This window comes from Burkholderia singularis, from assembly GCF_001718875.1.
Lineage (GTDB): Bacteria > Pseudomonadota > Gammaproteobacteria > Burkholderiales > Burkholderiaceae > Burkholderia > Burkholderia singularis.
In genome coordinates, this window is record NZ_CP013448.1 from 2,295,923 (window position 1) to 2,321,427 (window position 25,505).

Annotated in this window: 21 protein-coding genes and 1 pseudogene; 9 read left to right on the forward strand and 13 right to left on the reverse strand. The window is 63.4% G+C overall.

Annotation, left to right across the window (positions count from 1 at the left end):
• Positions 1 to 668: 668 nt before the first annotated feature.
• From AQ611_RS10245 to AQ611_RS10265, 5 genes are all read right to left on the reverse strand, one after another.
• Positions 669 to 1,847 (reverse strand): lipid-transfer protein, encoded by a 1,179-nt coding sequence (locus tag AQ611_RS10245; protein ID WP_069234439.1) that lies wholly within the window; start codon positions 1,845 to 1,847, stop codon positions 669 to 671.
• Between the two features lie 19 nt (positions 1,848 to 1,866).
• A complete protein-coding gene (locus AQ611_RS10250) occupies positions 1,867 to 2,742 on the reverse strand; it encodes a transporter (protein ID WP_069234440.1) in 876 nt (291 codons plus the stop codon).
• Positions 2,743 to 2,826: 84 nt separating this feature from the next.
• The gene (locus AQ611_RS10255; protein ID WP_069234441.1) at positions 2,827 to 4,368 is read right to left on the reverse strand and encodes an AMP-binding protein; all 1,542 of its coding nucleotides are present in this window, start codon (positions 4,366 to 4,368) and stop codon (positions 2,827 to 2,829) included.
• 27 nt (positions 4,369 to 4,395) lie between these two features.
• Positions 4,396 to 5,517 (reverse strand): DUF5938 domain-containing protein, encoded by a 1,122-nt coding sequence (locus AQ611_RS10260; RefSeq protein ID WP_069234442.1) that lies wholly within the window; start codon positions 5,515 to 5,517, stop codon positions 4,396 to 4,398.
• Positions 5,518 to 5,559: 42 nt separating this feature from the next.
• Complete coding sequence (locus tag AQ611_RS10265) at positions 5,560 to 6,363, reverse strand: SDR family NAD(P)-dependent oxidoreductase (RefSeq protein WP_069234443.1); 804 nt, start codon at positions 6,361 to 6,363, stop codon at positions 5,560 to 5,562.
• Between the two features lie 263 nt (positions 6,364 to 6,626).
• Between AQ611_RS10265 and AQ611_RS10270 the strand changes: the two genes are divergently transcribed.
• On the forward strand, positions 6,627 to 7,274 hold the full coding sequence (locus AQ611_RS10270) for a TetR/AcrR family transcriptional regulator (RefSeq protein WP_069234444.1): 648 nt from the start codon (positions 6,627 to 6,629) through the stop codon (positions 7,272 to 7,274).
• A gap of 76 nt (positions 7,275 to 7,350) precedes the next feature.
• Here AQ611_RS10270 and AQ611_RS10275 read toward each other — a convergent pair whose 3' ends face one another.
• Together AQ611_RS10275 and AQ611_RS10280 are read right to left on the reverse strand one after the other, a co-directional pair.
• Positions 7,351 to 7,542, reverse strand: coding sequence for a hypothetical protein (locus AQ611_RS10275; RefSeq protein WP_069234445.1), 192 nt, complete (start codon positions 7,540 to 7,542; stop codon positions 7,351 to 7,353).
• Between the two features lie 50 nt (positions 7,543 to 7,592).
• On the reverse strand, positions 7,593 to 8,558 hold the full coding sequence (locus AQ611_RS10280; RefSeq protein ID WP_069234446.1) for an SDR family NAD(P)-dependent oxidoreductase: 966 nt from the start codon (positions 8,556 to 8,558) through the stop codon (positions 7,593 to 7,595).
• Between the two features lie 137 nt (positions 8,559 to 8,695).
• On the opposite strand from AQ611_RS10280, the gene AQ611_RS10285 reads away from it, so the two are divergent.
• Positions 8,696 to 9,613: an AraC family transcriptional regulator gene (locus tag AQ611_RS10285; protein WP_069234447.1), complete on the forward strand. Its 918-nt coding sequence runs from the start codon at positions 8,696 to 8,698 to the stop codon at positions 9,611 to 9,613.
• A gap of 297 nt (positions 9,614 to 9,910) precedes the next feature.
• Here AQ611_RS10285 and AQ611_RS10290 read toward each other — a convergent pair whose 3' ends face one another.
• The 4 genes and pseudogenes from AQ611_RS10290 to AQ611_RS26325 all read right to left on the reverse strand — a co-directional run.
• Entirely contained in the window at positions 9,911 to 12,805 is a 2,895-nt protein-coding gene (locus AQ611_RS10290; protein WP_069234448.1) for a cytotoxic necrotizing factor Rho-activating domain-containing protein, read from the reverse strand.
• 41 nt (positions 12,806 to 12,846) lie between these two features.
• The gene (locus AQ611_RS25520; protein WP_156789220.1) at positions 12,847 to 13,002 is read right to left on the reverse strand and encodes a hypothetical protein; all 156 of its coding nucleotides are present in this window, start codon (positions 13,000 to 13,002) and stop codon (positions 12,847 to 12,849) included.
• 468 nt (positions 13,003 to 13,470) lie between these two features.
• A complete protein-coding gene (locus AQ611_RS10295; RefSeq protein ID WP_231935816.1) occupies positions 13,471 to 15,435 on the reverse strand; it encodes a hypothetical protein in 1,965 nt (654 codons plus the stop codon).
• Between the two features lie 233 nt (positions 15,436 to 15,668).
• Positions 15,669 to 16,027 (reverse strand): annotated as a pseudogene (locus AQ611_RS26325) (IS3 family transposase); the annotation flags it as partial.
• Positions 16,028 to 16,278: 251 nt separating this feature from the next.
• On the opposite strand from AQ611_RS26325, the gene rbsK reads away from it, so the two are divergent.
• The 3 genes from rbsK to AQ611_RS10315 all read left to right on the forward strand — a co-directional run bounded on the left by rbsK (position 16,279) and on the right by AQ611_RS10315 (position 19,694).
• Positions 16,279 to 17,205, forward strand: a complete 927-nt coding sequence (rbsK, locus tag AQ611_RS10305; protein ID WP_069234450.1) for a ribokinase — start codon at positions 16,279 to 16,281, stop codon at positions 17,203 to 17,205.
• Between the two features lie 69 nt (positions 17,206 to 17,274).
• Positions 17,275 to 18,621: an L-fucose:H+ symporter permease gene (gene fucP / locus AQ611_RS10310; RefSeq protein WP_069234451.1), complete on the forward strand. Its 1,347-nt coding sequence runs from the start codon at positions 17,275 to 17,277 to the stop codon at positions 18,619 to 18,621.
• Positions 18,622 to 18,623: 2 nt separating this feature from the next.
• Positions 18,624 to 19,694, forward strand: a complete 1,071-nt coding sequence (locus AQ611_RS10315; protein WP_069234452.1) for an aldose 1-epimerase family protein — start codon at positions 18,624 to 18,626, stop codon at positions 19,692 to 19,694.
• Positions 19,695 to 19,716: 22 nt separating this feature from the next.
• Here AQ611_RS10315 and deoR read toward each other — a convergent pair whose 3' ends face one another.
• Entirely contained in the window at positions 19,717 to 20,487 is a 771-nt protein-coding gene (gene deoR, locus AQ611_RS10320) for a DNA-binding transcriptional repressor DeoR (protein WP_059572066.1), read from the reverse strand.
• Between the two features lie 139 nt (positions 20,488 to 20,626).
• Between deoR and deoC the strand changes: the two genes are divergently transcribed.
• Positions 20,627 to 21,304: a deoxyribose-phosphate aldolase gene (gene deoC / locus AQ611_RS10325; RefSeq protein ID WP_069234453.1), complete on the forward strand. Its 678-nt coding sequence runs from the start codon at positions 20,627 to 20,629 to the stop codon at positions 21,302 to 21,304.
• A gap of 108 nt (positions 21,305 to 21,412) precedes the next feature.
• Here the strand turns inward: deoC and AQ611_RS10330 are convergent, their stop codons facing one another.
• On the reverse strand, positions 21,413 to 22,585 hold the full coding sequence (locus AQ611_RS10330; RefSeq protein WP_069234454.1) for an alpha-hydroxy acid oxidase: 1,173 nt from the start codon (positions 22,583 to 22,585) through the stop codon (positions 21,413 to 21,415).
• Between AQ611_RS10330 and AQ611_RS25525 the strand changes: the two genes are divergently transcribed.
• The 3 genes from AQ611_RS25525 to AQ611_RS10345 are packed head-to-tail and all read left to right on the forward strand — an operon-like array spanning position 22,566 to position 25,505.
• Positions 22,566 to 23,045 (forward strand): hypothetical protein, encoded by a 480-nt coding sequence (locus AQ611_RS25525; RefSeq protein WP_146011796.1) that lies wholly within the window; start codon positions 22,566 to 22,568, stop codon positions 23,043 to 23,045. The genes AQ611_RS10330 and AQ611_RS25525 overlap by 20 nt on opposite strands.
• A 34-nt stretch (positions 23,046 to 23,079) precedes the next feature.
• Positions 23,080 to 23,661 (forward strand): DUF2760 domain-containing protein, encoded by a 582-nt coding sequence (locus tag AQ611_RS10340; protein WP_069235244.1) that lies wholly within the window; start codon positions 23,080 to 23,082, stop codon positions 23,659 to 23,661.
• Complete coding sequence (locus AQ611_RS10345) at positions 23,658 to 25,505, forward strand: Hsp70 family protein (protein WP_069234456.1); 1,848 nt, start codon at positions 23,658 to 23,660, stop codon at positions 25,503 to 25,505. Before AQ611_RS10340 ends, AQ611_RS10345 begins: the two co-directional genes overlap by 4 nt.

Genomic DNA, 25,505 nt, shown 5'->3' on the forward strand with positions numbered 1-25,505 from the left:
AGATGCGCGTCCGTCATCGACCGTGCCGCGCGCGCATTGCGCATGCGGCGCGCTTGTAGGATGTCCTCGTGTTCTACCTGGAACGACGGTGTTTCCGCTAGCAACATGGTTTGCAGGCGCTCGACATCTAGTACGGTTGATCAGCCCGCGATAGCTCGTCCGGTCACCAAACTTTAAAAAACCTACTTACGATCCTGCCGTCGTTAATCGACGGATTCGGGCAAGCCCCCACTTCCTGAACTCTACTGCTCGCGACCGCGATTCCGCATACATCCACTTCCCTCCCCATCAACACGCAATGCACGACGACGGATTCACATGCCAGTCGTCGAGAATACAGAATTTAGTCTGCATCACTTATGAATAAATATTTATCCACTCGCAACGCAGAAACTTTCTTGCCGCAGGATCGGCGAACCTACCCGTATCGTTGCGCGCGAACGTCGATACGACCGACGAGCCGCTGACCCGCAAGCGCGGCGACACGCCGGTCTGGAGCGAACACAACATCGACGACGTCGCGGCGTTCCTCGCGACGCTCGACGACGGATACGAAAAGTCCGGCGACAATCGCCGCTCGTCGGCCATGGATGAACTGACCCGCCCTCAGTCTGCCAAGCACGCACTGATCCCCGCGGGGCAGGATCGTGAACCGCCGCCGCGCGTCGTCAGCGGCGATACATCGTCACGACACACGCGCCGCCCAGTCCGATGTTGTGCTGCAGCGCCACGCGAGCGCCTTCAACCTGGCGCTGCCCTGCATCGCCGCGCAGTTGCCATACCAGTTCCGCGCATTGCGCGAGACCCGTCGCGCCGAGCGGATGTCCTTTCGACAGCAGGCCGCCCGACGGGTTGGTGACGATCCTGCCGCCATACGTGTTGTCGCGATCGCATACGAACTTCTCCGCGCCGCCCTCGGGACACAGGCCGAGCGCCTCGTAGCTGAGCAGTTCGTTGCTCGTGAAGCAGTCGTGCAGTTCGACGACGTCGAGTTCCTCCGGCCCGATGCCGGCCGACTCGTACACCTGGCGTGCGGCCGCCGCGGACATGTCGTAGCCGACCATCCGGATCATCGACGGCGGCGCGAAGCTGCTCGGATAATCGGTCGTCATCGCCTGCGCGGCGATATAGACAGGATGCGTATGCCCGTGACGTCTCGCGAAATCGTCCGAGCAAAGTACCGCACAACCGGCGCCGCAGGTCGGCGGGCAGCACTGGAGCCGCGTGAGCGGATCGAATATCGCGCCCGAATTCATCACCTGCTCGAGATCCAGCGGCTCGCGAAACAGCGCATACGGATTGCGGGCAGCATGCTCGCGCGCCTTCACCGCGATCATCCCGAACGTGTCACGCTGCGCGCCGTAGCGCTCGATGTATTCACGCCCCGCGCCGCCGAACATCCGTATCGCGAGCGGCACGGACATGTCGCCCTGCACCGCGTCGGCCACCTGGAGATGCTGCTCGAGCGGCGAGTCGCGGTCGTCGAACTTCGTCGTCAGCGCTCCCCGCTCCATCTGCTCGAAGCCGAGCGCCAACACACATTCGGCCGCACCGCTTTCGATCGCCTGCCTGGCCAGCCACAGCGCGGTCGAGCCGGTCGAGCAGTTGTTATGGACGTTGACGACCGGCACACCCGTCATGCCGACGTCATAGATCGCGCGTTGCCCGCAGGTCGAATCCCCATACACATAACCCGCGTAGACCTGCTCGATCGAGTCATACACAACGCCGGCATCGGCGAGTGCGATCCGCGCGGCTTCGGCTGCCATCCGGTGATACGGCGCGCTCGCACCCGGTTTCGTGAACGGGATCATCCCGACACCGATGACGTTGACTCGACGGCTCATGCTCTTCTCCTTCCCGGATTCAGAAAATCTTCATGACGCGCAACTGCACGCTGTAGCGGTTCTGGAAACCGCCCTCGGCCGAGATCGCCTTGCCGAGCATGCCCGACACCTGCCACGTCGGGGTTAGCATGTGACTCGCGAACAATCGCAACTGGCTGGTGCTCGTTTTCTGCCCAGTATAGGCATCGTCGACATATTGCTTGCCGCCGAACGTGCCGGCATAGCCAAACGACACGGACGTGGCCGGCGTGACCTGGTAGCGCAAGTAAGTCTGCAGTTCGACCGACGGCCGCACAGAAATGCGGTGGCCGTGGTCATCTTGCCCGGGCTGGGCGGCGACGTCGAGCGCAGCGTCGAGGAACAGGTTGCGGCCCAGTCCCTGGATCACGCCCAGTTGCGGCGTAAACACCACGGTGCCGGCGCCGGCGCCCACTCGGCCGTAATCGTATTTCCCGGTCGGTACGGAGAAGTAGGCGGTGAACCCGACGGTCGTGCCGTACTGCGGATCCGGGCGGTTCACCAGAAACGCGGTGGCGCCGAACGTAAGGTCGCCGAGCCCGTTGTTCGTCGGCAACGGGCTGCCGCCGACCTTCACGTCGGTCAGCTTGGCGAACGGCAGGAATGCCTGGAACGCCACCGGCATTGCGCCGATCTGCGTATAGTGCAGCACCCGCGCGATGCCAACCGTCTGATCGAGGCTGGAGTCCGGCACCCGGCCGACGCCGTCGAGCCGGAAATCGCTGCTGGGCGTATAGCCTATGTAGCCGAGCGCAAGCGTCGTGCCGGGCGGCAATATCGTGTAGTCGCCCGGATAGATATCGATCGCCGACGCGGACGTCGAGATCGCCAGCAGCGTACCCGCCATCACGGCGGACCTCGTCAGTTTCGCCTTCATGTCTCCATCCTATTTATTCAGTACACCATATTGTTGGCGTGGCGGCTGGCGCGACCGCCTGCCTGTCTGCCCGCTTCGCCCGCGCTATCCGGCAGCCGCGTCGCGCAGCAGCCGTGCTTTCACGTCCGGCTTCGACACCTTGCCGACCTTCGAGCGCGGCAGGTCATCCCACACCTCGATCTGCTTCGGTGCCTTGACGCTGCCGATCCGCTGCTTGACGAACTCGGTCAGCGCCGCTGCGTCGATTCGCCTGCCGTCACGCGGCTGCACGACCGCGACCACACGTTCGCCCCACTTGTCGTCGGGCGCGCCGACCACCGCGCAATCACGCACGTCGGGATGCGCGAGCAACGCCTGCTCGACCTCGATCGAATAGACGTTGAACCCGCCCGTGATGATCATGTCCTTCGCACGATCGACGATGAACAGGAAGTTGTCGGCGTCCAGATAGCCGATGTCGCCGGTGTGGTGCCAGCCGAACGCGGACGCTTCAGCCGTCGCGGCGCTATTGCCGTAATAGCCCTTCATCACCAGCGAGCCGCGCACGACGATTTCGCCACGCTCGCCGGTCGGCAGCAACCGTCCCTGCTCGTCCATGATGCCCACTTCGACGAGCGGCGTCGGACGACCGGCGGACGACAGCCGGCCGAGCGCGAGCGTGCCATCCGCATGGTAGTGATCGGCCGGCGCCAGTGTCGACACCATCATCGGCGCTTCGGTCTGCCCGAACAGCTGGGCCATCGGGCCAATCCGGTCGAGTGCCTCAGCGAGGCGTTCAACCGAGATCGGTGCGGCGCCGTACCAGAAGCACTGTAGTGAATCGAGACGGGTCGACGGCAGGCGGGGATGATCGAGCAGCATGTAGATCACCGTTGGTGGCAGGAACGTGTGCGTGACCCGTTCGCGTTCGATCGCTGCGAGAAAAGCGCCGACGTCGGGATGACGCATCACGACGATTCTGCCGCCGAGCGTCATGATCGGCAGACACAGTACACCGGCCGCATGCGTGAGCGGCGCGAACGCGAGATAGACCGGCCGCCCGTCGAACGGATAGCTCATCAGCGTGAGCGCCGTCATCGTCTCCAGATTCCGCTCGGACAGCATCACGCCCTTCGGCACGCCGGTCGTGCCGCCGGTGCCGGGCAGCATCGCGACGTCATCGGCCGGTTCGCGCTCGAACGCGGTGTCGGACAGGCCGCCGAGCCAATCATCGAGACGCTTCGCGAACGGCAGCGTCTCATCCAGACAAACCACGACGCGCAGCGCGGGCAGATCGGGCAGCATCTTGCGCACCATGTCGGCGTATGCGCTGTGAAACAGCAGCGCGCGGCAATCGAAGTTGGCGAGCACGAAGCGATTCTCGGCGACTTCATTGCGTGGATTGACCGGACACCAGACGCTGCCCGCCCGGGCAATGCCGAACACGCACGCGAACGCGACCGGATCGTTGCCCGACAGAATCGCCACCTTGTCACCAGCAGCGACGCCGTCGCGCACCAGCGCACGCGCGACACGGTAAGTGAGGCGCTGCACCTGCGCGTAAGTGAACGTCTCGTCGTCGGCGACGAGGCACGGCCGGTCGGCGCCGAGCGACGCGCCCTTGTCGAGATAACGGGTCAAGCGCATGTCGATTCTCCGGTAAGGCCCGACGCGTCAATCCTGCACGCTCAACACGGGTTTCATCACCAGGCCGAAGCTGCGCAACTGGCCGAGCAACTCGCGATGACCGAACGCCTGGCAGCCGGATGCGAAGCCGACCCGGCGCGGGGACGTTTGCAGCAGCGAGAACGCCGCGTAGGCTTGCAGCAGGCCTGTCTGCTTGTAGTTGCACACGCCGTGGATCACGCAATGCGCGCGACCGAGCGGCCCCGACGCATGCACGGAATCGACCGTCGTGTTCAGCCGCGGATTCTCGCGCGGCGGCATGCTCGCCTGCATGCCGTTCGCGATCTCGGCGAGCGCGGCTTCCTGCTCGTTAGGCGGCAACGGGCGAATCTTCTCGTCGAACATCTGCGTCGTCTGACGAACGCCCTCCATGACCGCGCGCGCCATCACGCCGCCGATCGCACGGCAATTCGCCACGCGCGGATCGTCCTTGAACCACACCGGATGCGCGGTGCCACCCCACGGCACCGCGATCGCCGTTTCATGCTGGCCGGGCACCAGCACTTCCGCGTGCGCGGTCGGCTCCCACGGCACGTACTTGTTCTGTTCGAGGTAATACCAGGTCGCCTTCAGGATCGTGAAGATCGTCTGCGTCGACGCATAGGTCGGAAAACCCTTCCACAGCACCAGAATGTCGAGCGTATCGAGCCCGGGCGTCTCGAGGCACAGGTTCGCCGCGATTTCCCCGGTCGTGTACATCTGCGCGATGTTCGGCGCGAGCAGCAATTCCTTTTTCGCAAACGCATCGCCCCAGCGCTCCTTCGCGAGCAGCACCCAGTCCTGCTCGCCAGTCGTGTCCGAGTAGTGACACCCGGCCGCCAGACATGCGTCGACGACCTCCGGCCCGTACTTGATGAATGGTCCGACCATGTTGCTGACGAATTTCGCACCCTTGAACAACTCGGTCAGCGCGGCCACCGAGTGTTCGACCTCGACGATTTCGTAGTCCGCGGTCTCGATGCCGGGAATCCGTTCGACGACCGCCTCGATCCGCTTCCGGTCGCGCCCCGCCGCGATGAACGGAATGTTGTACTCGCGCAGATATTCGCAGACCAGGCGGCCGGTATATCCCGACGCGCCATAGACAACCACCGGCTTTTTCTGACCCATCTCGCTTCTCCCACCTGAAAAGAATTCGGCACCCGCGCCGCGCTACATGCCCATGCCGCCATCGACCGGCACGCCGGCGCCGCTGATGAAGCGGGCCTCGTCGGAACACAGGAAGACAATCGCATCGGCGATCTCGTCGACCGTCGCGAGCCGCCCGAGCGGCGTCTGCGCGACGACGCCCGACACCGCACTCTCGACGTCGGGTGCCAGCCCGTTCGCGACGATGTCGGTCGCGAGCTTCATCCCCATCTCGGTCGGCGTGAGGCCCGGATACACGCAATTGACACGGATGCCGTAGCCGAGCTTGCCGGCCTCCATCGCCGCCACGCGGGTCAGGCGATCGACCGCAGACTTGGTCGCCGAGTATCCGGCGATCGCCGGATACGCAATCGTCGCGGCCACCGACGATACGTTGACGATCGCGCCGCCTTGCCCCGCCACACCGCCCGGCCGCATCGCGCGGAACGCGTGCTTGAGTCCGAGCCCGACGCCGACGATGTTGATGTCGCACATCCGGCGCAGGTCAGCCGCCTGCAGATCGGCGACGAGCGACGTAATCTCGATGCCCGCGTTGTTGATCAGGATGTCGAACCCACCCAGCTCATCAACCACCGCGCCGACGGCGCGCGGCCACTGCGCATCGTCGCTGACGTCGAGCGCCGTCGCGCCGGCCCGAACGCCCGTCTGCGCGATCCCGTGCGCCGTCTGCGCCGCGAGATCAGCCAGCACGTCGCCGATCATCACGTCGGCGCCCGCCCGCGCAAGCGCCTGCGCCACCGCGGCGCCGATCCCGCGTGCGCCGCCCGTCACGAGGGCCTTGCGTCCCTGCAACCTGCCATTCGCCATGTCTGCCTCCACACTCCAAAGTTGTGCCGGATGAGGACCCGTCCTGACGGCCTGATCTGACAATTTCTAACCAACTGGAAAGATAATTTTTAACGAATGGTTAGTTTTATTTTTACGTATGTCAAGAATTATTTTTACAACCGCTTAGTTTTTTCTTGACAGTCGTTTCGCTGCTTTGCACAATGAAATCGCCTGCCGTCAAAGGCCGGCGTCCGCCGTGCAGTGCCGCACGGCGTCAATGATCAAAGGGAGTCACGAGCAGGATGGTGAAGCCGCACGACACCGCCACCGCCGCGCCAAAGCCCCGTGCCGCGCGCATGCGGCGCGACCCGGTGGACAAATACGAAGCGCGCCGCGTCGAACTCGCGGAGGCCGCGCTGCAGACGCTCGCGGAGTTGGGGTACGCAAAGACGAGCCTGCGCGAGATCGCACAGAAATCCAATTTCACGCACGCTGTGGTGCATTACTACTTCGAGGACAAGCTCGACCTGATTCGCTGCAGCATCCGGCATTTCAAGGCGCAGTGCGTAAAGCGCTACGACGTCGTGACGGCCGCCGCGCAGTCTCGGGAAGAACTGACGAACGGCTTTCTCGACAAACTTGCAGAGACGATCAGCGACGAACCGCAGATGCACTGCCTCTGGTATGACCTGCGCGCACAGGCGCTGTTCGAGGAAGCGTTCCGCGACGTCGTGAACGAGATCGACAAGAGCCTCGAGAACATGGTCTGGCGCGTGGTCACGCGCTATGCGGAACTCGGCGGCGGGCAGCCGGCGATCACGCCGGGCGTTGCCTATGCGCTGCTCGACGGTCTGTTCCAGAAGCACCTGCTGTTGCACATGTCGAACGATCCCGAAGCGATCGCCCACCTGCTCGACGAAGTGCGGGCGCTGCTGCCCCGGCTGGTCTGACGTAGGCTCTGCGGCTCTGGTGCAAAGCTTTGATTGGAGTGCTGTCTCCCCGGTCTCATCATTCGAGCGCGCCGCATCAACACCGGCGCCATTGCGGGCGATCGGCCCCGTAAGGCACCAGCCGATCGATCGACGGCAGCCGGACCGTCGAGTAGCGCAGCGGACTTGCCAGCGTCGTCACTTCGCCGAATGACGTCTGCGCGACTTTCGTGCGATAGCGATAGTTGTCCCGCGAAGGCAACTCGGCAACGGTGGCCTTGTCGAGCATCCTGCACGTGCGTGCGAACTGGCCGCGGCGTGGCGCAACGCTGGCGAATATCAGCGACGCACTGCGAATGCATCGATGCCTGTCAGCTCGGCGGATAACGTCCAAAGACGTGCCGCCTCCTCAGGATCGATCGCGTGTGGGCGCACCCCCGCTTCCTCGTCTCCCGTGGCCATGGTCGCGATGTCGCAATCCTCGCAGTACACGCCGCCGAAATGCTCCAACTGCGACGAGGTGGCCGCCCATACTTGGGTCGCGGCACCTTGTTCGGTCGTCTTGAAAGTTGGATCGATGGGCACCCCGTGCTCGTCCACCCAGCCTTGTCCCATCATTTCCGCATGAGTCAGATGCCGCTGCAGGGGCGTGGCGATCTTGCCCGGATGCAGCGAATAGGCCCTCACGCCGTGGCGAGCGCCGAGCGCATCGAGCTGCACCGCGAACAGCGCATTGGCGGTCTTCGACTGTCCATATGCCAACCATTTGTCATAGCCGTGCGCAAATTGGACGTCGTCCCAGCGGATCGGCGACAGCCGATGCCCGAGCGACGACACCGCGACGACGCGCGCGCCGCGACCGTGAGCGAGCACGGGCCACAACAGGTTGACGAGTACGTAATGGCCGAGATGGTTGACTGCGAACTGCGCTTCCCAGCCATCGCCGACACGTGTCTCGGGGCAAGCCATGACGCCTGCGCTGTTGATCACGATATGCACGTCGCGCCGAGCGTCGACGAAGCGTGCAGCGAATGCGGCCACGCTGGTCAAATCGGCGAGGTCGAGCGCCGCAATCTCGACGCCGTTCAGGCCGTGCGTCGCGGCACGCGCGGCTTCGGGGTTCCGTGCGCCGACGACGACGGTCGCACCGGCCTGCGCGAGCGCGCGCGTCGTTTCGAGACCCAGGCCCGAATGGCCGCCCGTCACGATCGCCGTCTTGCCGCTCAGATTGAGGCCAACCAGCACGTCGCTGGCCGTCGACGCGGAACTGAAACCGGAATGCACGGGTATCTGATGATTCGTCATTGAAGGCTCCTGGATTGATGCATGACGCACACAGCCGTCCGTCGGCCGCGCCGATGCAGAAATTCATTGTCCGGTGACATCCCTGGACTGTGAATGCAATAGAATCTGGTTTTTCGTCGAGATCGTCCGAGGTGTGCGTGGACCCGTTATCGGAGGTACTGTCGCTGCTGGAAACACGCGACTCCTATTTCACCGGCCTGCGCGCCGGTGGAGAATGGGCGATCGCCATTCCGCCGCCCGACGGAATCAAGTTCAATGCGGTCGTCGAAGGCGCTTGCTGGCTGACGGTCGACAAAGCCGGTCCGCCGGTCCGTGTGTGTGCGGGCGACTGCTTTCTGCTTACGGCACCGCGCGCGTTTTCGCTGGCGAGCGATCCCGCCGTCGCGCCGATGGCAGCAGCGGAGGTGTACGTGAATACCGAGAACGGCATTGCACACTACGGGGAGCCGACGGATTGCTTTCTGATTGGCGGCCGCTTCTCGTATGAAGACGGTGCGCAGTTGTTGCTCGGCGGCCTGCCTCCGGTGGTTGTCGTGAACGGACAGTCCGAGCAGGCGGCGGTGCTGCGTTGGGCGTTGCAGCAGCTCGCGCGCGAATTCGGCGCGTCGTTGCCGGGGGCATCGCTGATGATCAGCCAGCTCGGGCACATGATGCTGGTGCATATCCTCAGGCTCTACATGACCGAGGCGTCGCTTGACGAAACCGGATGGCTCTCCGCATTTGGCGATGCGCGCATCACGGCGGCGCTCGCCGCGATTCACGCGGCCCCCGCGCGACGCTGGACCGTCGAGGAGCTGGCCACGTGCTGCCATGTATCGCGTTCGACGTTCGCGCTGCATTTCAAGCGGCGCATGGGATTCGGGCCGCTCGAGTACGTGCTGCGTTGGCGGATGCAGCTCGCAATGCGCGAATTGCGTCGTTCGAACCTGTCCGTGTCGACGATTGCGCAGCAGCTCGGTTACGACTCGGATAGCGCGTTCGGGCATGCGTTCAAGCGTATCGTGGGGTGCTCTCCTCGCACCTATCGCCGCCTCGGTAGCGACCAGCCCGTTTGAAATCTTCGGTCGCAACCTGGGCTGGGGTTCCTTTGATTTTGATGCGGTTCACCGAGGTAGGGGTGCTTCAGGATTCGGAGAAATCGCACGCCAGCCCCCGTAACCCGCGCTTTAAATTCCGAATCCCGAAGGCACGCCAAGTAGACATACCATCAATTCACTCATAATTGAGTGCAGCGGCTAAGTTGTAATGTCCGCCTCTGGTTAAGTTCAGATTCCAGCGCCGGAGGCCTCTTCGATGGCGAAACGGATTGACGATGGAGGCGGACAGGTTCAAGGTCATTCAGGGAAAATCTTTTACACAAGCCGCATCTTTAGCGATGCAAGCTTTGTGAGTTCCCCATTCGTCATACTTATACTCACATCTTCGGATAAAACCTTCACTTTAACACCGGCATGACCTCTCGATAGCAAGGCGTAACTATAGCCGGCTCGAGGATTTGGTCCTATAGCCTCGTTGTAATCAAACAGCTCAACCTTCTCGTTATTTTTTGTAATTTTTGTTCCGGATTTTCCCATATAAGAAATAACTGTTTTATTGTTGTTAGAAAACAAATCAACCAAATCGTTATTGTGTGATTCGGATGTTAAGCTGATAGCCTTTCCGGTCAAAGCTTGATAGCTCTCGTGAGTACTCACAATACCATGTTGTCCCGTTTTCCATTCATCATCGCCGGGTTTTTGTCCAGTGTGAAACGCATAGAAGTTATTGTCGTCGACGGAGTAAATCATTGTGCATCCACTTAGGGCGCCAGATGTCACAACAACAGGCTGATCACGCTGCATGCTCTCAAATGGAATTCGGATTCCAACTGTACCGGACATGCCATTCACTACATTTATTCCAATTACGTTGGAATTCAAAATATTTCTCCCCCAATATTTTCCAATTGTCGCCGATCCTGATTCGGCTGATGTTACTTGACTTCCACTAAATATGCTAATCGCACCATAAAATCCCCCTCCTTCTTTTATCGATATATTCTCAAAATCTACAGATCTATCCATGCGAGCAACCGAGTCATATCGATGCATGCTGAATTGCAAATTTGTTTCCGCCTCACCACTCCCAACGAATAACCCTCTGTCGGACAACACTGAAATGTGCCCTTTTTCAAGTCGAATAGTATTTATAGTTTGCGATACTTGTTTGATTCGCCCATCTGGATCCTCAAAACGCAATGGATTATTTTTGACTATCGCGAATAGGTTGAGCCCATCGACAGTCCCTGCGGGATCTGCATTGAGCCAGCGTCCAAGCCACGGCTGATAGGATCGCCAACCATAGTCGTATAGCCCCGTCGCATCGCGTTCCTTGCCCGAATAGCGGATGAACTTCGTATCCGCTTCAATCTGGCTGCGGGCCGTCCATACCGCCGTTCCGCCGTATGGGTAATATTCCTCCCGGCTGATCAGCTCCGCTTGGTCGTCCAGTTCAAGTCCGATCGAGTCGATCAGATCGCCGATACCGTAGCGCATCGCGTCATTCTTAATCCCTGGTGGCTGACCGCTCTCCCAACGCAGGGCCCGCACACCCGCTCGACCGGCATCCACCTTGACTTCCTGCTGCGCCTCAACCACCTTCACGGCTTGCCCGTCGTCGCTGCGCGTCACCCGCAACGTCAGCCCCGGCAAGTAAATCGCATCGGTCATGCGCGTCACGCTGCCGGTATGGATACGCGTTAGCTTGCGCACTCGCATCCCGTCCGCACCGTATTGATACACCTCTTGATCATCTGGAGGCCCGTCTCGCTTGACTTGCGTGACTCGAATCAACCGGTTGCGGTTGTTCCATGCCAGCGGCTGCAGACGGTCCGGCAACAACTGCCGCTGGTTGCCCGCCGCATCGAACCAGGTCCCGTTATCGACATTGGCCGGCGTGATAGTGCCATCGGCGTTTTGCTGGAGTGCGTGGTTGCTATGCTCGGACACCACGATCGTTTGCGTGTAGCTCACCCCACCCTGATGCCGGACCTTTGTGAGGTTGCCTCCGCGATCATATGAGTAGGTGCGGGCGTAGTTCGTGTAGACGGCGTCGCTGTTCGGCAGCGGAATCATGGGTGCCGGAAGCGTCACGCCCTGTTGGCCGCGATTGACCATCTCGCGGCCCGTTGCCGTGATCAACTGATACAACGCGTCGTAAGCGTAGATGTGCGCCGCTTCGATCTTTTGGTTGCGCCAGTAGGTCGTCGCCTGCGCGTCGTCGCGCACGCTCAACACGTTGCCGACCGGATCATAGGTGTAGTGCAGATCCTGCAGGATCGCGGCACGGCACGGCACGGCTGGGCGCGCCACGGTCAACCGCATGAGCCGCTGCGTCTCGGGCTCGTACCCATAGGTGCTGACCACACCATTACCCGCCGTTTCGCTGAGCACCTGGCCCGCTGCGCTGTAATCGATCGCCGATAACACCGGCCGTGCGTTCCCGTCGGCGAACGTCAGGTTACTGCTGAGCAACCGGCCAGCGACGTCGAATGCACGCGCCTGCGAATTGCCTTTCGCGTCGCCCTGCATGCACCAAACGCCCGTCGCATCATGCGACCATCCAGTCGTGTAAAGGGTGGGGTCTAATTTTTCCGCCCACGCCGACTCGTCGTGGCCTGTCCAATCGCCTTCGCCCTCGGCATCGACCAGCAGCTGCCGGGTTTCGGCAACGGGTTCGCCGGTAAGACGGAAGCCGCTCCATATGAGTCGCCCCGCGGTATCGTAGCGGCGCACACAGCGGCCGCGCAAATTGTGCGCTTGCGCATTGGCTTCGGTCTCACCGTACATCCATACGTCGCGGGTCGCGAGAGCTTGGCCCTTGATCGTCTCGTTCGCTCGCAGCGGCCGGCCCAGCGCATCGTAGGTCCACGTCGTCACGGTCCCGCGCGCATCCCGCGCCCAAACCGGCCGACCGTCTACATCGACCAGCGCCCAGCTCGTGCCAGCGTCGACGCTGGCAGTGCGCAACGCGCCACCGGTAAGCGATGTCGTATAAGCGAAGTTCGGCATTGCGCCGGCACTGAACAGCCGCGCATCGATTCGGGACGAAGCAAACCCGAGCGCGCTGTACTCGGTCCGTTCGATCCGCTCGTCAAGGTTGTCGTCAACCGCGGCGCGGTTGTAGGTCAGCGTGCGCACCGTCGTTCCTCGGTTGCTCAACACTGCCAGCGTCGGCGTGCCCAACGCGGGGTTCTCAAGCATCGCCATAACAATCTCCACCCTTTTAAAGAAGTGTCCTTGCAACAGTGTCAGCTCGTCGGCTGCCAGGTGTCGTTCGCGTCCTCGGCGACCGTGAAGCAGGGGAAATAACCTGCGCGGCGCAGATACCCCTTGACCGTCACCACCTGCACCTCGCGCCCGGTCGTATCGCAATAGTGCGTATCCGCATACCCGCAACTTCGCATTGCCGTGTCATTCAGGGTAAACCTTTTACTCAAATCGCATCTTTAACGATGCAAGCTTTTTGAGTTTCCCATTCCTTATACTCACATCTTCGGATGAAGTCTTTACTTTAACACCGGCCCAAGCATACGGTCCTTGGCCTCTTTGTAATCAAACAGCCCAATCGTTTCGCTATTCCTTGTATTCTTGTTCCGGATTTCCCCATATAAGAAATGACCGTTTTATTGTCTCCATAAAACAATTAGATCAATCGTTGTTGTGTGATTCGGATGTTAAGCTGATAGCGTTTCCGGTCAAAGCTCGACAGCTCTCGTAAATATTCACAATCATAATTGAGGCTGTAGCCGAGTCGGCTCGAGCCCGACCAGGCGGCCGAACGGCCGGACACGGCGGCAGCGGCCGGCACATTCCCGACGAACGCATCGCCGAGAACATGCCGGCCGCTTTATAGCCGCTTCATGGCGATATCGTCACATGAAGAGTTGTACTTCTTCCCGCTTCGCTTTCTTGAGCGGAAACGCCGTGACGACCATGCCGTTTTGCCGCAGCACGATGCGAACATTGCGGAACACGGCCACACGAGCGCCGTCGCGGAACGTGAAGCGGCTATAGGTACGCACAACCTTGCCGTCCGCCGTTCGCGTTTGCGTATATTGCGCGTCGACATCGGTCAGCGCCGCCATGATGACCCGGGTCAGCATATCGCGCGAATCGACCGACAACGCGCGCCAATCGTTTCGATGACCGTCGTCGCCGCCGCCACCGCCCGGCGCCCAGATATGTTCGAGCCCATACCCGAAGCGCTGTCCGCGCACGCCTCTCGGGTCGTTCAGATAGACGATCCCGAGGTTATCCCCGGTTGCCGCGCCATCGTGCGCGATCGCGGCCGTCTGCGACGCGAATTCGTCGGGACGCATCCCCGCCGGCATCTCCGTTCTTTGTTGGCGTAACGAGCGCACAAGCGCACTGAATTCGCGTCCGTCGGCCGTTCGACTCGCCAGATAATAGCGGCCACCGGTTTGCAACTGCGGGGGCAGCGCGATCGCATCGTCTTGCCGCTTGATCTTGCGCTTCGCCTTCTTCACGCACTCCCAGCCCTGCTCCGTCGCTTCGCGTGTTGCATTATTGTCGGCGCAACTCGCCTTGACGACCTTCTTCTTCCGTTGCCGCAAGTTGGATGGTTCGTTCGGCTTCGCCCTGCTATCTGATACCTGAACGACATTTTCCGCAGTACTAAGCGCATTTGCCGCACGCTCCGTATCGGCGAGCAGCCACCCGTCCAACCGGGCGTTGCCGGTCGTCAAACGAAGCGGTGCCGCCGCGCCGGACGCGCTATCGACGTTGTATGCGTTGATCTGTTGAAGCAGCGAGCGAATCGTGGTCGGCGGCAGTTCCCCGACAGCCGCGATCGCTTCGCGATCCTGCATCGTGCACGCGTCCGGTCCGCTTTCCCGTCGCATATTCGGCCGATCACCGCAGAACAGGACGCCCATCGCAACGTCGAAATCCGGCACGTCGCCACCGCCGATCTCGTTTGCCTCGTACACGCTCAGATCGACGTTCACCGGTAACGGCTGCGTTGTGACGAGGTCGATCTGGGTATCGGGCATCGGATCGCTCGTGCGGGTCGAGCAAATGCTCGGTGCGCCAAACAGGCGTTCCCACCACCACGCGGATAGCGACGTGACGCCCTGAATGAAATCTTCGAAGCATCGCTTGCTGCGATGGTGCGAATTCGGACTGTCGGCAAGCGGCATCGTCCGCTGTTCGACGAACGCCAGCGTGCGATTGTCGCGCTGAGAGGACGACACATCGATCGCGGACCGGGCAAACGCATCGAGTCCATAGGGCGAAAGCGCCGAGCGAATCGGATCGGCGATCTCCCGCCCCGCGACGATGCTTGCGCCTTGTATGACGGCCTCGTTGGCGGTCACGATCACGCTGTCGGACCATTCGGATTGCGCGGTCGTCTTCGGCACGAGGTAAGCCGTGAACATCAAATATTTGACGTCCTTAGGAATCGGCCGCCATAAAAGCTTCGATTCGGTGCTTTGCGACAGCGACAACGGATTGCTGTCGCCGAACGTCACCGCGATCGCCGACGGCGATACGCGCGCGGCGATGCTGGCATTTTCCGCGCGCAGCGTGAACAGGTTGGCACTGCTGTCGTCGCGCTCGACGAGCACCTTGATCGAGCGCACGGCGTTGGCTTGCCCAAGACGCTCTACCGACAGACTACTCACGCTTCTCGCATCGCCACGAAAATTCGGGAACACCATGGTGTTCGCGATTTGCTCGACGAGGCCGCCGTCCCCTGCTGTCTGACGCGCGTCCATGAAACCGAGCGACTGGGCGCCGGCCGACGCCGCCCAACCGATCAGCGCGCAGAGCCCCGACGTCGCAATCAATCGCTTTGCATAAATCTGAGTTGGCATTCGCAATTTCACCTCATAGTTAGGATAGCGAATCCAGACCCCTCAGTATTACAATTACATTACCGCCACAATTTGTCAACAAAGACATCAGAAACGGAAAATCGCACAATAGGCGCCGCCGGGAAACCGGACTCTCGTTATACGAGGCCCGCCATCGTTCCATGGGCTCCCTGGCGTCGAGAGCCCATGCGGGTTCCGGCATGCATCGCATCGTGTGCCGTTGCATGACACGAGGCGCCCCGATTGACTCTCGGTTCGTCCAATACGCAAACGACATCCGAAGCGCCCCATCGCTGGCCCATGTCGATCGCGAGCGCTTCACGCGTGAAGATATCGATGATGATCAGCGCGAGAAACCTTTGACCGCTCGAAAGCGGGTCGACGATGAAATCCAAACGCCGCGCCCGATTGGGCGCAGTCGACTTCGCCCGTACCGGGCGGCGCATCTTGCGCGTCGCTTGCCGATTGGGCCTGTAACGCGGCGACAGACCTTCGCCTCGATACAGGCGGTACAGCCGATCCTTGCCGATCTCATGGCCCTGCCGAGCAGCACGCGTATCTTCCGATATCCATAGCGCATTCGCGTCGCCGCACCGTCCTACATGCGCTGCCGCGCCGCAATGCAGCCTGCGTGCGGGTCATCCCGGCAAGCTTCAATCGGATCGCACCGTGTGCATATCCGCGGGTTTCTCCTATTCGCCGCACGGTCCGCCACGCGCCACCGCCATCCGATCGATGAATAATGATTGTATTTTCACATTAAATGTGATTTTATTATCATTCATCGGGATAACGGTTCATTCATGAGCCGGCTTGCCCCTCATGCCAAGCCAAGGAAGACAGATGGAGACAATCGCCGTCATCGGCAGCAACATGGTTGATCTGGTGACTTACGTCACCCGCATGCCGGCGCGCGGCGAGACGCTCGAAGCGCCGAGCTTCGAACTCGGCTGCGGCGGCAAGGGCGCGAATCAGGCCGTCGCGGCCGCCCGCCTCGGCGCGCCTGTCGTGATGGTGACAAGCGTCGGCGACGACGTATTCGCCGACAACACGATCCGCAATCTCGAGCGTGCGGGCATCGACACGACGTATGTGCGCAAGGTGCCCGGCGTGCCGAGCGGCGTCGCGCCGATTTTCGTCGAGCCGGATTCAAGCAACAGCATTCTGATCGTCAAGGGCGCGAACCGCCATCTGCTGCCGGCCGACATCGACGCGGCCGCGCCGAAGCTTGCCGAATGCGGTTTGATCGTACTGCAGCTCGAAATCGAACTCGAAACGGTCTATCACGCGATCGCATTCGGCGCGCGGCACGGCATCCCGGTCCTGCTGAATCCGGCGCCCGCCGTGCCCGATCTCGATTTCGAGCGGATCCGCTCGGTCGAATTCTTCGTGCCGAATGAAACCGAGCTGGCGATCGTATCCGGCATGCCGGTCGATTCGCCGGATGCGGCCGCACGTGCGGCCGGGTCGCTTATCGAGCGCGGACTCAAGCACGTGATCGTCACGCTCGGCGACAAGGGTTCGCTGCACGTGTCGCGCGACGGCGCGCGGCATGTGCCCGGCGTGCCGGTCGACGCGCGCGACACCACCGGCGCGGGCGACGCATACATTGGCTGCTTCGCGCGCTATTACGCCGAATCGCGCGACGTGGCGGCCGCGATGCGTTACGCCTGCGCGTATGCCGCGCACTCGGTCACGGGTTTCGGCACGCAAAAGTCTTACGCGAACGCCGCGACTTTCGAGCGTTTTATCCGCGACGCCGGTCTCTAAATACGGCGGCGCAAGCCAACCAGCCCGACAAAAACCGACAAAACGACCCTTCCCGGGAAGGAGACACCCATGAGACGCGCCAGCATCGTACCCTCGCCCGACGGCTATTATCTGAACCGCACCCCCGTGTTCGCGTTCACGCTGCTCTGCTGCCTGTTCGCGCTATGGGGCACCGCGGCGAACCTGAACGACGTGCTGATCGCGCAATTCAAGAAGTCTTTTTTCCTGTCCGATTTCGAATCGGCGTTCGTGCAGTCCGCGTTCTATCTCGGCTACTTCTTCCTGGCCATCCCCGCTGCCACCGTGGTGAAGAAGTTCAGCTACAAGACGACGATCCTCGTCGGCCTGCTGTGCTACACGCTCGGCTGCCTGTTGTTCTTTCCGGCCGCGTCGATGGCGAAATACGGGATGTTTCTCGCCGCATTGTTCGTCATCGCCGCCGGCCTGTCGTTTCTCGAAACGGCGGCGAATTCGTATTCGACGCTGATGGGCCCGCGCGAAACCGGCACGCGGCGTCTGAATATCTCGCAGACGTTTTATCCGTTCGGCGCGATGGCCGGCGTGTACATGGGCAGCTTTCTGATCTTCAAGGAGGGCGACGCGTCGCACGCGCAGCTTGCGGCGATGTCGGCCGCCCAGGCGCGCGTGCATCAGCTCGCGATGATCCAGGCCACGCTCGAGCCGTACAAATGGCTGATCGCCGTGCTCGCGGTGGTGTTCGTCGTATTCGCGCTCACGCCCTACCCGGCATGCAAAGGCAACGGCCCGCGCGCGGCGGCGCCCCGGGCCGATGTGCTCGGCACGCTGGCGCGCCTTGCCGGCAACCGCCGCTTCGTTGCCGGCATACTCGCGCAATTCCTCTATGTCGGCGCACAGGTCGGCGTGTGGAGTTTCACGATCCGGCTCGCGATGCAGATCGGCCAGCTTTCCGAACGCGGCGCGTCGCGCTACCTGCTCGCGACGTTTTTCGCGTTCTTCGTCGGCAAACTGATCGCGACGTTCGTGATGAAGCGCGTCGGCCCGGCGAAAGTGCTGATCGCCTACGGGCTGCTGTGCATCGCGATGCTCGCCTACACGATCAGCGTGCATAACATGACGGCCGTGTATGCTGCGGTCGGCGTCAGCGTATTCCTCGGCCCGTGCTGGCCGACGATCTACGGGCTCACGATCGACGGCCTCGGCAACGATACCGAGTACGGCGGCTCGATTCTGGTGATGAGCATCGTCGGCGGCGCGGTCGTGCCGTTGATCCAAGGGCTGATCTCCGATCATACGGGCGGCAATATGCAGCTTGCGTTCGTCGTGCCGCTCGCGTGCTTCGTCGTGATCGTCTGCTACGGCTTCCATTGCCTGCGCCATCTGCCGGCGGCCATGCCCGGCGCGCTTGCCGACACCCGCAACGCCTCGGGAGCCTGATCATGCGAGGCGAGATCGAACTGCGCCGCGAAGACTTCCGCGATACGCCGCGCACGCTATACCGGACCGACGGGCTCACGGCGACCGCGTTCGCGTATGCGTCGGGCGTCGAGGCGCTGAGGCTCGAGAACCGGCGCGGGCATATCGTCGTGCTGCCGTATCTCGGCCAGATGATCTGGGCGGCTGCGTTCGACGGCCGCGACTTGACGATGAAGCATATGTTCCGGCAACCGAGGCGCGCCGCGTCGATCATCGATACATACGGCTGCTTCATGTTTCATAGCGGCATGTTGCGCAACGGCTGCCCCGGCCCGCACGACACGCACGCGCTGCACGGCGAGATGCCCTGCGCGCCGATGGACCGGGCCGACATGATCGTCGGCGCCGATGCGCACGGCGCGTACATCGAGGTGACGGGCGAATACGAATACGTGCAGGGCTTCGGCAGCCATTACGTCGCGCGCGCGTCGGTGCGCATCGGGGAGCACGATGCGCGCATGTGGATCCGGATGGAAGTGACCAACCTGGGCGGCGTGCCGATGGATCTGATGTACATGGCGCACTTGAACCACGCGTATGTGCCGGGCGGCCGGTTCGTGCAGTGGCTGTCGGACGGCGGGCTGCGGCTGCGCGAGAGCGTGCCGGCGCACGTGAAGCCGACCGCCGCGTGGCGCGACTACATGGCCGCGCTGGCGCGCGCGCCCGAGCGGCTCGACACGCTCGACGCCCCCGCGCTGTACGATCCGGAAATCGTGTTTTTCATGCGGGATGTGCAAACGGATGCGAACGGCGTCGCGCACTTCCTGCTCGTGCATCCGGACGGCGGCGCATTCCATACCGCCTATCGCCCCGACCAGTTTCCGTATGCGACGCGCTGGATCTTGCACAATGCGGACCAGCAGGTTGCCGCGTTCGCGCTGCCGTCGACATGCGAGCCGGAAGGCTACGAAGCGGAGCGCCGCAAAGGCCACGTCGCCGTGCTCGCGCCCGCCCAAACGCGCGTGTTCGAGGTCGTCACTGGTTATCTGGACGCGGCCGGTGTGCGCGATTGCATGGCAGGTCGCGATGCGTGATGCTGGATACCGCGCGCTCGCGTTACGTCACGAGCGCGATGCCATGCTCACGAATCGCCGTTTCGTAATGGCGGCTCAACTGCCCGTCGCAGATCACGTAGTTGAAATCGGCCAGCTCGCCGAAGTAAGCGGCACGCACTTCGTCGAATTTCGTATGATCGACGAGCAGGAAGCGGTTTTGCGCGCGCTGCATGACCTTGCGTTTTGCGTCGACTTCGTGGAAATTGAAGCAGGTGACGCCGCAGCGGTCGCTGACGCCGGCCGCCGAGATAAAGGCTTTCGACACCCGCACGGTATCGAGAATGCTTGCCTCCGCGGCCGATTCGAACACCATGTTCTTGCGATGATAGACGCCGCCGCACAGAATCACGCTGCAATGCGGCTTTTGCTGCAGTTTCGCAAACACGTTCAGCGAATTGCAGATGGCCGTGAATTCGAGATCGTCCGCAATGAAGTCGATGATGAACGGCGTCGTGGAGCCGCAATCGACGAAGATCGTGTCGCCGGTTTTCACGAACTGTGCGGCGAGCTTGCCGATCCGGCGCTTCTCCTCGATCTGCCGGTTGTTCTCGGTGCTGATCAGGTATTCGCCGATGTCGCTGCGCTGCGCGGCGAAATGACGCGTGACATAGCCGCCGATCAGGCTCAGGCCGTGCGGGTTGTCGGCAAGATCGCGGCGGATCGTCATTTCGGATACGTCGAACAGCTCGGCGACTTCGCGCAGGTGGATCGCGTTCTGTCCTTGCAGCATGTTCATCAATGTCTTGATCCGCTCGCTTTTCTTGGTTTCCATGCCTGTCCGTTGTCCGCCTGTCGCTCGTCGGGCCGGGTGCGCGGGCCCGGCAGAAATGCCGTATTTGTAACAAACCGCTATGAAAACATCAACTTTGCCGCGCGGCGCGCTGCCGCACGGCCCTTTGGAGTCCTGAAACATGTCGTATTCCCCTGCCCAGCTCGCCCACATGATCGACCACACGCTGCTCGCGGCCGACGCCGGCGACGCGCAGATCCGCACGCTCTGCCGCGAGGCCGCTGAGCATCGTTTCTACTCGGTCTGCGTGAATTCGGCCAACGTCGCGCTTGCCGCGCGCGAGCTGGCCGGCACCGGCGTGAAGGTGTGCGCGGTCGTGGGTTTTCCGCTTGGCGCGAGCCTGTCGGCCGCGAAGGCGTTCGAGGCGTCGGCCGCGATCTCGGCGGGCGCCGGCGAAATCGACATGGTGATCAATCTCGGCGCGCTCAAGAGCGGCCGCCTCGACGACGTGAAGGCCGACATCGCGGCCGTGCACGCGGCCTGCGGCGCCGTGCCGCTGAAGGTGATTCTCGAGACGGGCTTGCTGAGCGATGACGAGAAAGTGCGCGTTTGCGAACTTTGCCGCGACCTCGGCGTGGCGTTCGTGAAGACTTCGACGGGGTTCGGTCACGGCGGCGCGACGCTTGCGGACGTTGCGCTGATGCGCCGTGCCGTCGGGCCTGACGTGGGCGTGAAGGCGTCCGGCGGCGTGCGTGATCGCGAGGCCGCGATCGCGATGATCGAGGCCGGCGCCACGCGGCTCGGCACAAGCTCCGGCGTCGCGATCGTCACCGGCGGCGGCAGCGAAGCGGCGTATTGAGCGGCTATTGAGCGGCGCAGGTCGGTTCGATCGGCGTCGGATGCGCCGGCTGCGGCCGGCCCGTGCCTCGGTGTGTCTCGGCATGCCGTTAAGCGCCGAGTGTGTCCGTCACGCACGCGACGCGCCATCGGCCTGCGTTGCGCGCCTATCGACCAGCACCGACCGGTCGACGTCGGTGACGAGACGCTTGCCGGTCAAGGCCATCGTGATATCCAGTTCGTTGCGAATGATCTCGAGCGCGCGCGTGACGCCGTCGCGCCCGCCCGCGCCGAGCCCGTACAGAAACGGCCGGCCGATATACACGCCGCGCGCGCCGAGCGCGAGCGCTTTGAGCACGTCCTGCCCGCAGCGGATGCCGCCGTCGAGATGGACCTCGATGCGCTGGCCCACGGCATCGACGATGTGCGGCAGCATGCTGATCGACGACGGCGCGCCGTCGAGCTGACGCCCGCCGTGGTTCGATACGATCAGCGCATCCGCGCCGCTGTCGGCCGCGGCGCGCGCATCGTCCTCGTCGAGAATGCCTTTCAGAATGAGCTTGCCGTTCCAGCGCGACTTGATCCATTCGATATCCCGCCACGACAGCCGCGGATCGAACTGCTCGGCGGTCCACGCGGACAGCGACGACAAATCCGACACGTTGCGCGCATGCCCGACGATATTGCCGAACGAGCGGCGCTGCGTGCGCGCCATGCCGAGACACCAGCGCGGGCAGCGCGCCATCTGCCACAAATGCAGCGGCGTGAGCTTCGGGGGCGCGGACAGGCGGTTGCGCAGATCCTTGTGCCGCTGACCGAGAATCTGCAAATCGAGTGTCACGATCAACGCCGAGCAGCGCGCCGCCTTCGCGCGCTCGATCAACGCCGCGACGAAATCGCGGTCCTTCATCACGTACAGTTGGAACCAGAACGGCTTTGCCGTGTGCGCGGCGACGTCCTCGATCGAGCAGATGCTCATCGTCGACAGCGAGAACGGCACGCCGAACGCCTCGGCCGCTTGCGCGGCGAGAATTTCGCCGTCCGCGTGCTGCATGCCGGTCAGGCCGGTCGGCGCGATCGCGACGGGCATCGACGCGCTCTGGCCGGCCATCGTCGTCGCGAGCGACCGGTTGCTCATGTCGACGAGCACGCGCTGGCGCAGCTTGATCGCCTCGAAATCCGTCTCGTTCGCGCGGTAAGTGCCCTCGGTCCACGAACCGCTGTCCGCGTAATCAAAAAACAGTTTCGGCACGCGGCGGCGCGCGCAGGCTTTGAGATCGTCGATGGTCAATGCATTCTTCATGTTTGTCTTCCGGGGTGTCGGCTCGATACGCGTGAACGATACGCGTGAAGATATCCGATCGGGCGCGGCTGGCAAACCGCGTCGTGAAGCGCACAAGGCCGCGCGGCGGCGCGCCGCACGCGCCGGCTGCCGGCGTGCGCTTTACCGCACGGCGCGGCGGCATGCGACAGCGCGCCGCATGCCGCCGCCTGCCCAGCGCCGCGTAGCGCCGTGCTGCGCTGCGCGGATCCGGGCCGAAATCCGGGCCGGCGAGCCGAATGCACGCGGCCGGCATTGCCCGCGCGCGGACGTGGAAATCCGCGCGAACGGGCGTGCCGATGCGCGCGGCGACCGGCTCGGCATCAGATCAAGGCAAAATAGAGGTTTTGCGCTGCCCGGCCCGGATGGACGAGAGGCTGGAGCGGGCCGGACCGAGGCCCGCCGCCGGCGGGCCCGGTTCGTTCCGGGGCCGGCGCGATAGCCCGTCGCCGACGGGCCCAATGGAGTTTTTTCCGATGACCGAACCGAACATTTCATTTGCCGGCAGGCTGTCACTTGCCTTCGGCCTATTCTTTTCCGTGCTCGGCGATCGCTCGCTCGCGAGCCGCGCCCGCCGGCTGCGCGACGGCGAAGCCGACGCCGCCGCGCCCGACGCCGCGCCCGTCACGCCCGCTCAACCCGCCGCGGCTGTGCCCGCGCCCGCCGATATCGTGCAAGCCAGCCCGGACGCCGCGCTGCAATTGCTTGCGCTGCTGCAGCGCGACGCGCGCCTGATCGATTTCGTCGAGGAAGACATTGCCGGTTACGCCGACGCGGATATCGGCGCCGCGGCGCGCCTGGTCCATGACGGCTGCCGCAAGGCGCTGCGCGAGCACTTCACGATTCGCCCGGTGCGCGACGAGGCCGAAGGCACGCGCGTGACGATTCCCGAAGGGTTCGACGCCGCCGCGATCCGCCTGACCGGCAACGTCGTCGGCAAGCCGCCGTTTCACGGCAGCATCGGCCATCGCGGCTGGCGCGTCGACGCGGTGAGGCTGCCCAAGCTCAACAACGGACACGACGCGACGATCATCGCGCCGGCGGAGGTGGAACTGTGAACGAGCCGCGTTATTCGATCGGCATCGATCTGGGCACCACCCATTGCGCGCTGTCATACGTGGATCTCACGGTCAGCGACGGCGAGAAAACTCATCTCGGCGTGCTGCCGATCACGCAATTGGTCGCGCCGGGCACACTCGAGTCGCCGTCTTTGCTGCCGTCGTTTCTGTATCTGCCGCACCCGGACGAGCTTGCGCCGGGCGATCTCGCGCTGCCGTGGGCGGCCGAGCGCGATTTCGCGGTCGGCGAGCTGGCGCGCAGCCGCGGCGCCGGCACGCCGATTCGTCTCGTGTCGAGCGCGAAGAGCTGGCTGTGCCATCCGGGCGTCGATCGCCGCGCCGGCATCTTGCCGAGCGACGCGCCGCCGGAAGTCGCGCGCGTGTCGCCGCTCGACAGCTCGGCGCGCTATCTGACGCACCTGCGCGACGCGTGGAACCACGCGCATCCCGACGCGCCGTTCGATCAACAGGACATTACCGTCACGATCCCCGCGTCGTTCGATCCGGCCGCGCGCGAATTGACCGCCGAAGCCGCGCAGGCGGCGGGCTGCGCGCGCATGACGCTGCTCGAGGAGCCGCAAGCGGCGCTCTATAGCTGGATCCAGCAAAGCGGCGGCGCATGGCGCAAGGAGGTGAAAGTCGGCGACATCATCCTCGTCGTCGACGTCGGCGGCGGCACGACCGACTTGTCGCTGATCGCGGTCGTCGAACGCGACGGCAACCTCGAGTTGCACCGCGTCGCGGTGGGCGAGCACATCCTGCTCGGCGGCGACAACATGGATCTGGCGTTGGCGCATGTCGTCGCGCGCAAGCTGGCCGCGCAAGGCACGCAGGCGGACCCGTGGCAGTTGCGCGCGCTCACCTACGCATGCCGCGGCGCGAAGGAAACGCTGCTGGGCGATCCGTCGGCGGACGCGGTGCCGCTCGTCGTGCCGAGCCGCGGCTCGAAGCTGATCGGCGGCTCGATTCGCACCGAGCTGACCCGCGCCGAGTTGACGCAGACGATTCTGGAGGGCTTCTTCCCGCAGGTCGACGCGGCGGCGCGGCCCGTTGCCCGCACGCGCGCGGGCTTGACGCAGCTCGGCCTGCCCTACGCGCAGGACGCGGGCATCACGCGGCACCTCGCGGCGTTCCTCGGCCGCCAGGTTGCCGCGCTCGCGGATCTCGACGGCTTGCAGCACGCGCAGCCCGCGTCGGCAAGCTTTCTGCATCCGAGCGCCGTGCTGTTCAACGGCGGCGTGTTCAAGTCGCCGCTGCTCGTCGAGCGCGTGCTCGGCACGCTCAACGGCTGGCTCGCGGCCGAGGGCGCGGCGCCGGCCCGCTTGCTGGGCGGCGCCGATTTCGATCTCGCGGTGGCGCGCGGCGCGGCCTACTACGGTTACGTGAAGCGCGGCAAGGGTGTGCGCATTCGCGGCGGCACGGCGCGCGCGTATTACGTCGCGGTCGAATCGGCCATGCCGGCCGTGCCGGGGCTCGAGCCGCCGATTCAGGCCCTCTGCGTCGCGCCGTTCGGCATCGAGGAAGGTTCGGAGGCGGCGCTGCCGCCGCAGGAATTCGGCCTGGTGGTGGGCGAGCCGGTGCAATTCCGGTTTTTCGGCTCGTCGGTGCGCCGCCAGGATCAGGTCGGCACGCTGCTCGATTTCTGGTCTGCCGACGAGTTGCAGGAACTCGAGCAGATCGAGGCCACGCTGCCGCCCGAAGGGCGCACGCCCGGCGAGATCGTGCCGGTCAAGCTGCACGCGCGCGTCACCGAGGCCGGCACGCTCGAACTCGAAGCGGTGCCGAGCGGCACGAACGAACGCTGGAAGGTGGAGTTCGACGTGCGCGGCGGCGCGAACGCCTGA

Coding starts and splice junctions, on each gene's coding strand:
- fucP (WP_069234451.1), top strand. CDS start 17,275: ATGAGACGCGCCAGCATCGTACCCTCGCCCGACGGCTATTATCTGAAC.
- AQ611_RS25525 (WP_146011796.1), top strand. CDS start 22,566: ATGGTCAATGCATTCTTCATGTTTGTCTTCCGGGGTGTCGGCTCGATA.
- AQ611_RS10245 (WP_069234439.1), bottom strand. CDS start 1,847: ATGAGCCGTCGAGTCAACGTCATCGGTGTCGGGATGATCCCGTTCACG.
- AQ611_RS10250 (WP_069234440.1), bottom strand. CDS start 2,742: ATGAAGGCGAAACTGACGAGGTCCGCCGTGATGGCGGGTACGCTGCTG.
- AQ611_RS25520 (WP_156789220.1), bottom strand. CDS start 13,002: ATGCGAAGTTGCGGGTATGCGGATACGCACTATTGCGATACGACCGGG.
- deoR (WP_059572066.1), bottom strand. CDS start 20,487: ATGGAAACCAAGAAAAGCGAGCGGATCAAGACATTGATGAACATGCTG.
- AQ611_RS10260 (WP_069234442.1), bottom strand. CDS start 5,517: ATGGGTCAGAAAAAGCCGGTGGTTGTCTATGGCGCGTCGGGATATACC.
- AQ611_RS10255 (WP_069234441.1), bottom strand. CDS start 4,368: ATGCGCTTGACCCGTTATCTCGACAAGGGCGCGTCGCTCGGCGCCGAC.
- AQ611_RS10330 (WP_069234454.1), bottom strand. CDS start 22,585: ATGAAGAATGCATTGACCATCGACGATCTCAAAGCCTGCGCGCGCCGC.
- deoC (WP_069234453.1), top strand. CDS start 20,627: ATGTCGTATTCCCCTGCCCAGCTCGCCCACATGATCGACCACACGCTG.
- AQ611_RS10265 (WP_069234443.1), bottom strand. CDS start 6,363: ATGGCGAATGGCAGGTTGCAGGGACGCAAGGCCCTCGTGACGGGCGGC.
- AQ611_RS10280 (WP_069234446.1), bottom strand. CDS start 8,558: ATGACGAATCATCAGATACCCGTGCATTCCGGTTTCAGTTCCGCGTCG.
- AQ611_RS10275 (WP_069234445.1), bottom strand. CDS start 7,542: ATGCTCGACAAGGCCACCGTTGCCGAGTTGCCTTCGCGGGACAACTAT.
- AQ611_RS10295 (WP_231935816.1), bottom strand. CDS start 15,435: ATGCCAACTCAGATTTATGCAAAGCGATTGATTGCGACGTCGGGGCTC.
- AQ611_RS10315 (WP_069234452.1), top strand. CDS start 18,624: ATGCGAGGCGAGATCGAACTGCGCCGCGAAGACTTCCGCGATACGCCG.
- AQ611_RS10270 (WP_069234444.1), top strand. CDS start 6,627: ATGGTGAAGCCGCACGACACCGCCACCGCCGCGCCAAAGCCCCGTGCC.
- rbsK (WP_069234450.1), top strand. CDS start 16,279: ATGGAGACAATCGCCGTCATCGGCAGCAACATGGTTGATCTGGTGACT.
- AQ611_RS10340 (WP_069235244.1), top strand. CDS start 23,080: ATGACCGAACCGAACATTTCATTTGCCGGCAGGCTGTCACTTGCCTTC.
- AQ611_RS10290 (WP_069234448.1), bottom strand. CDS start 12,805: ATGGCGATGCTTGAGAACCCCGCGTTGGGCACGCCGACGCTGGCAGTG.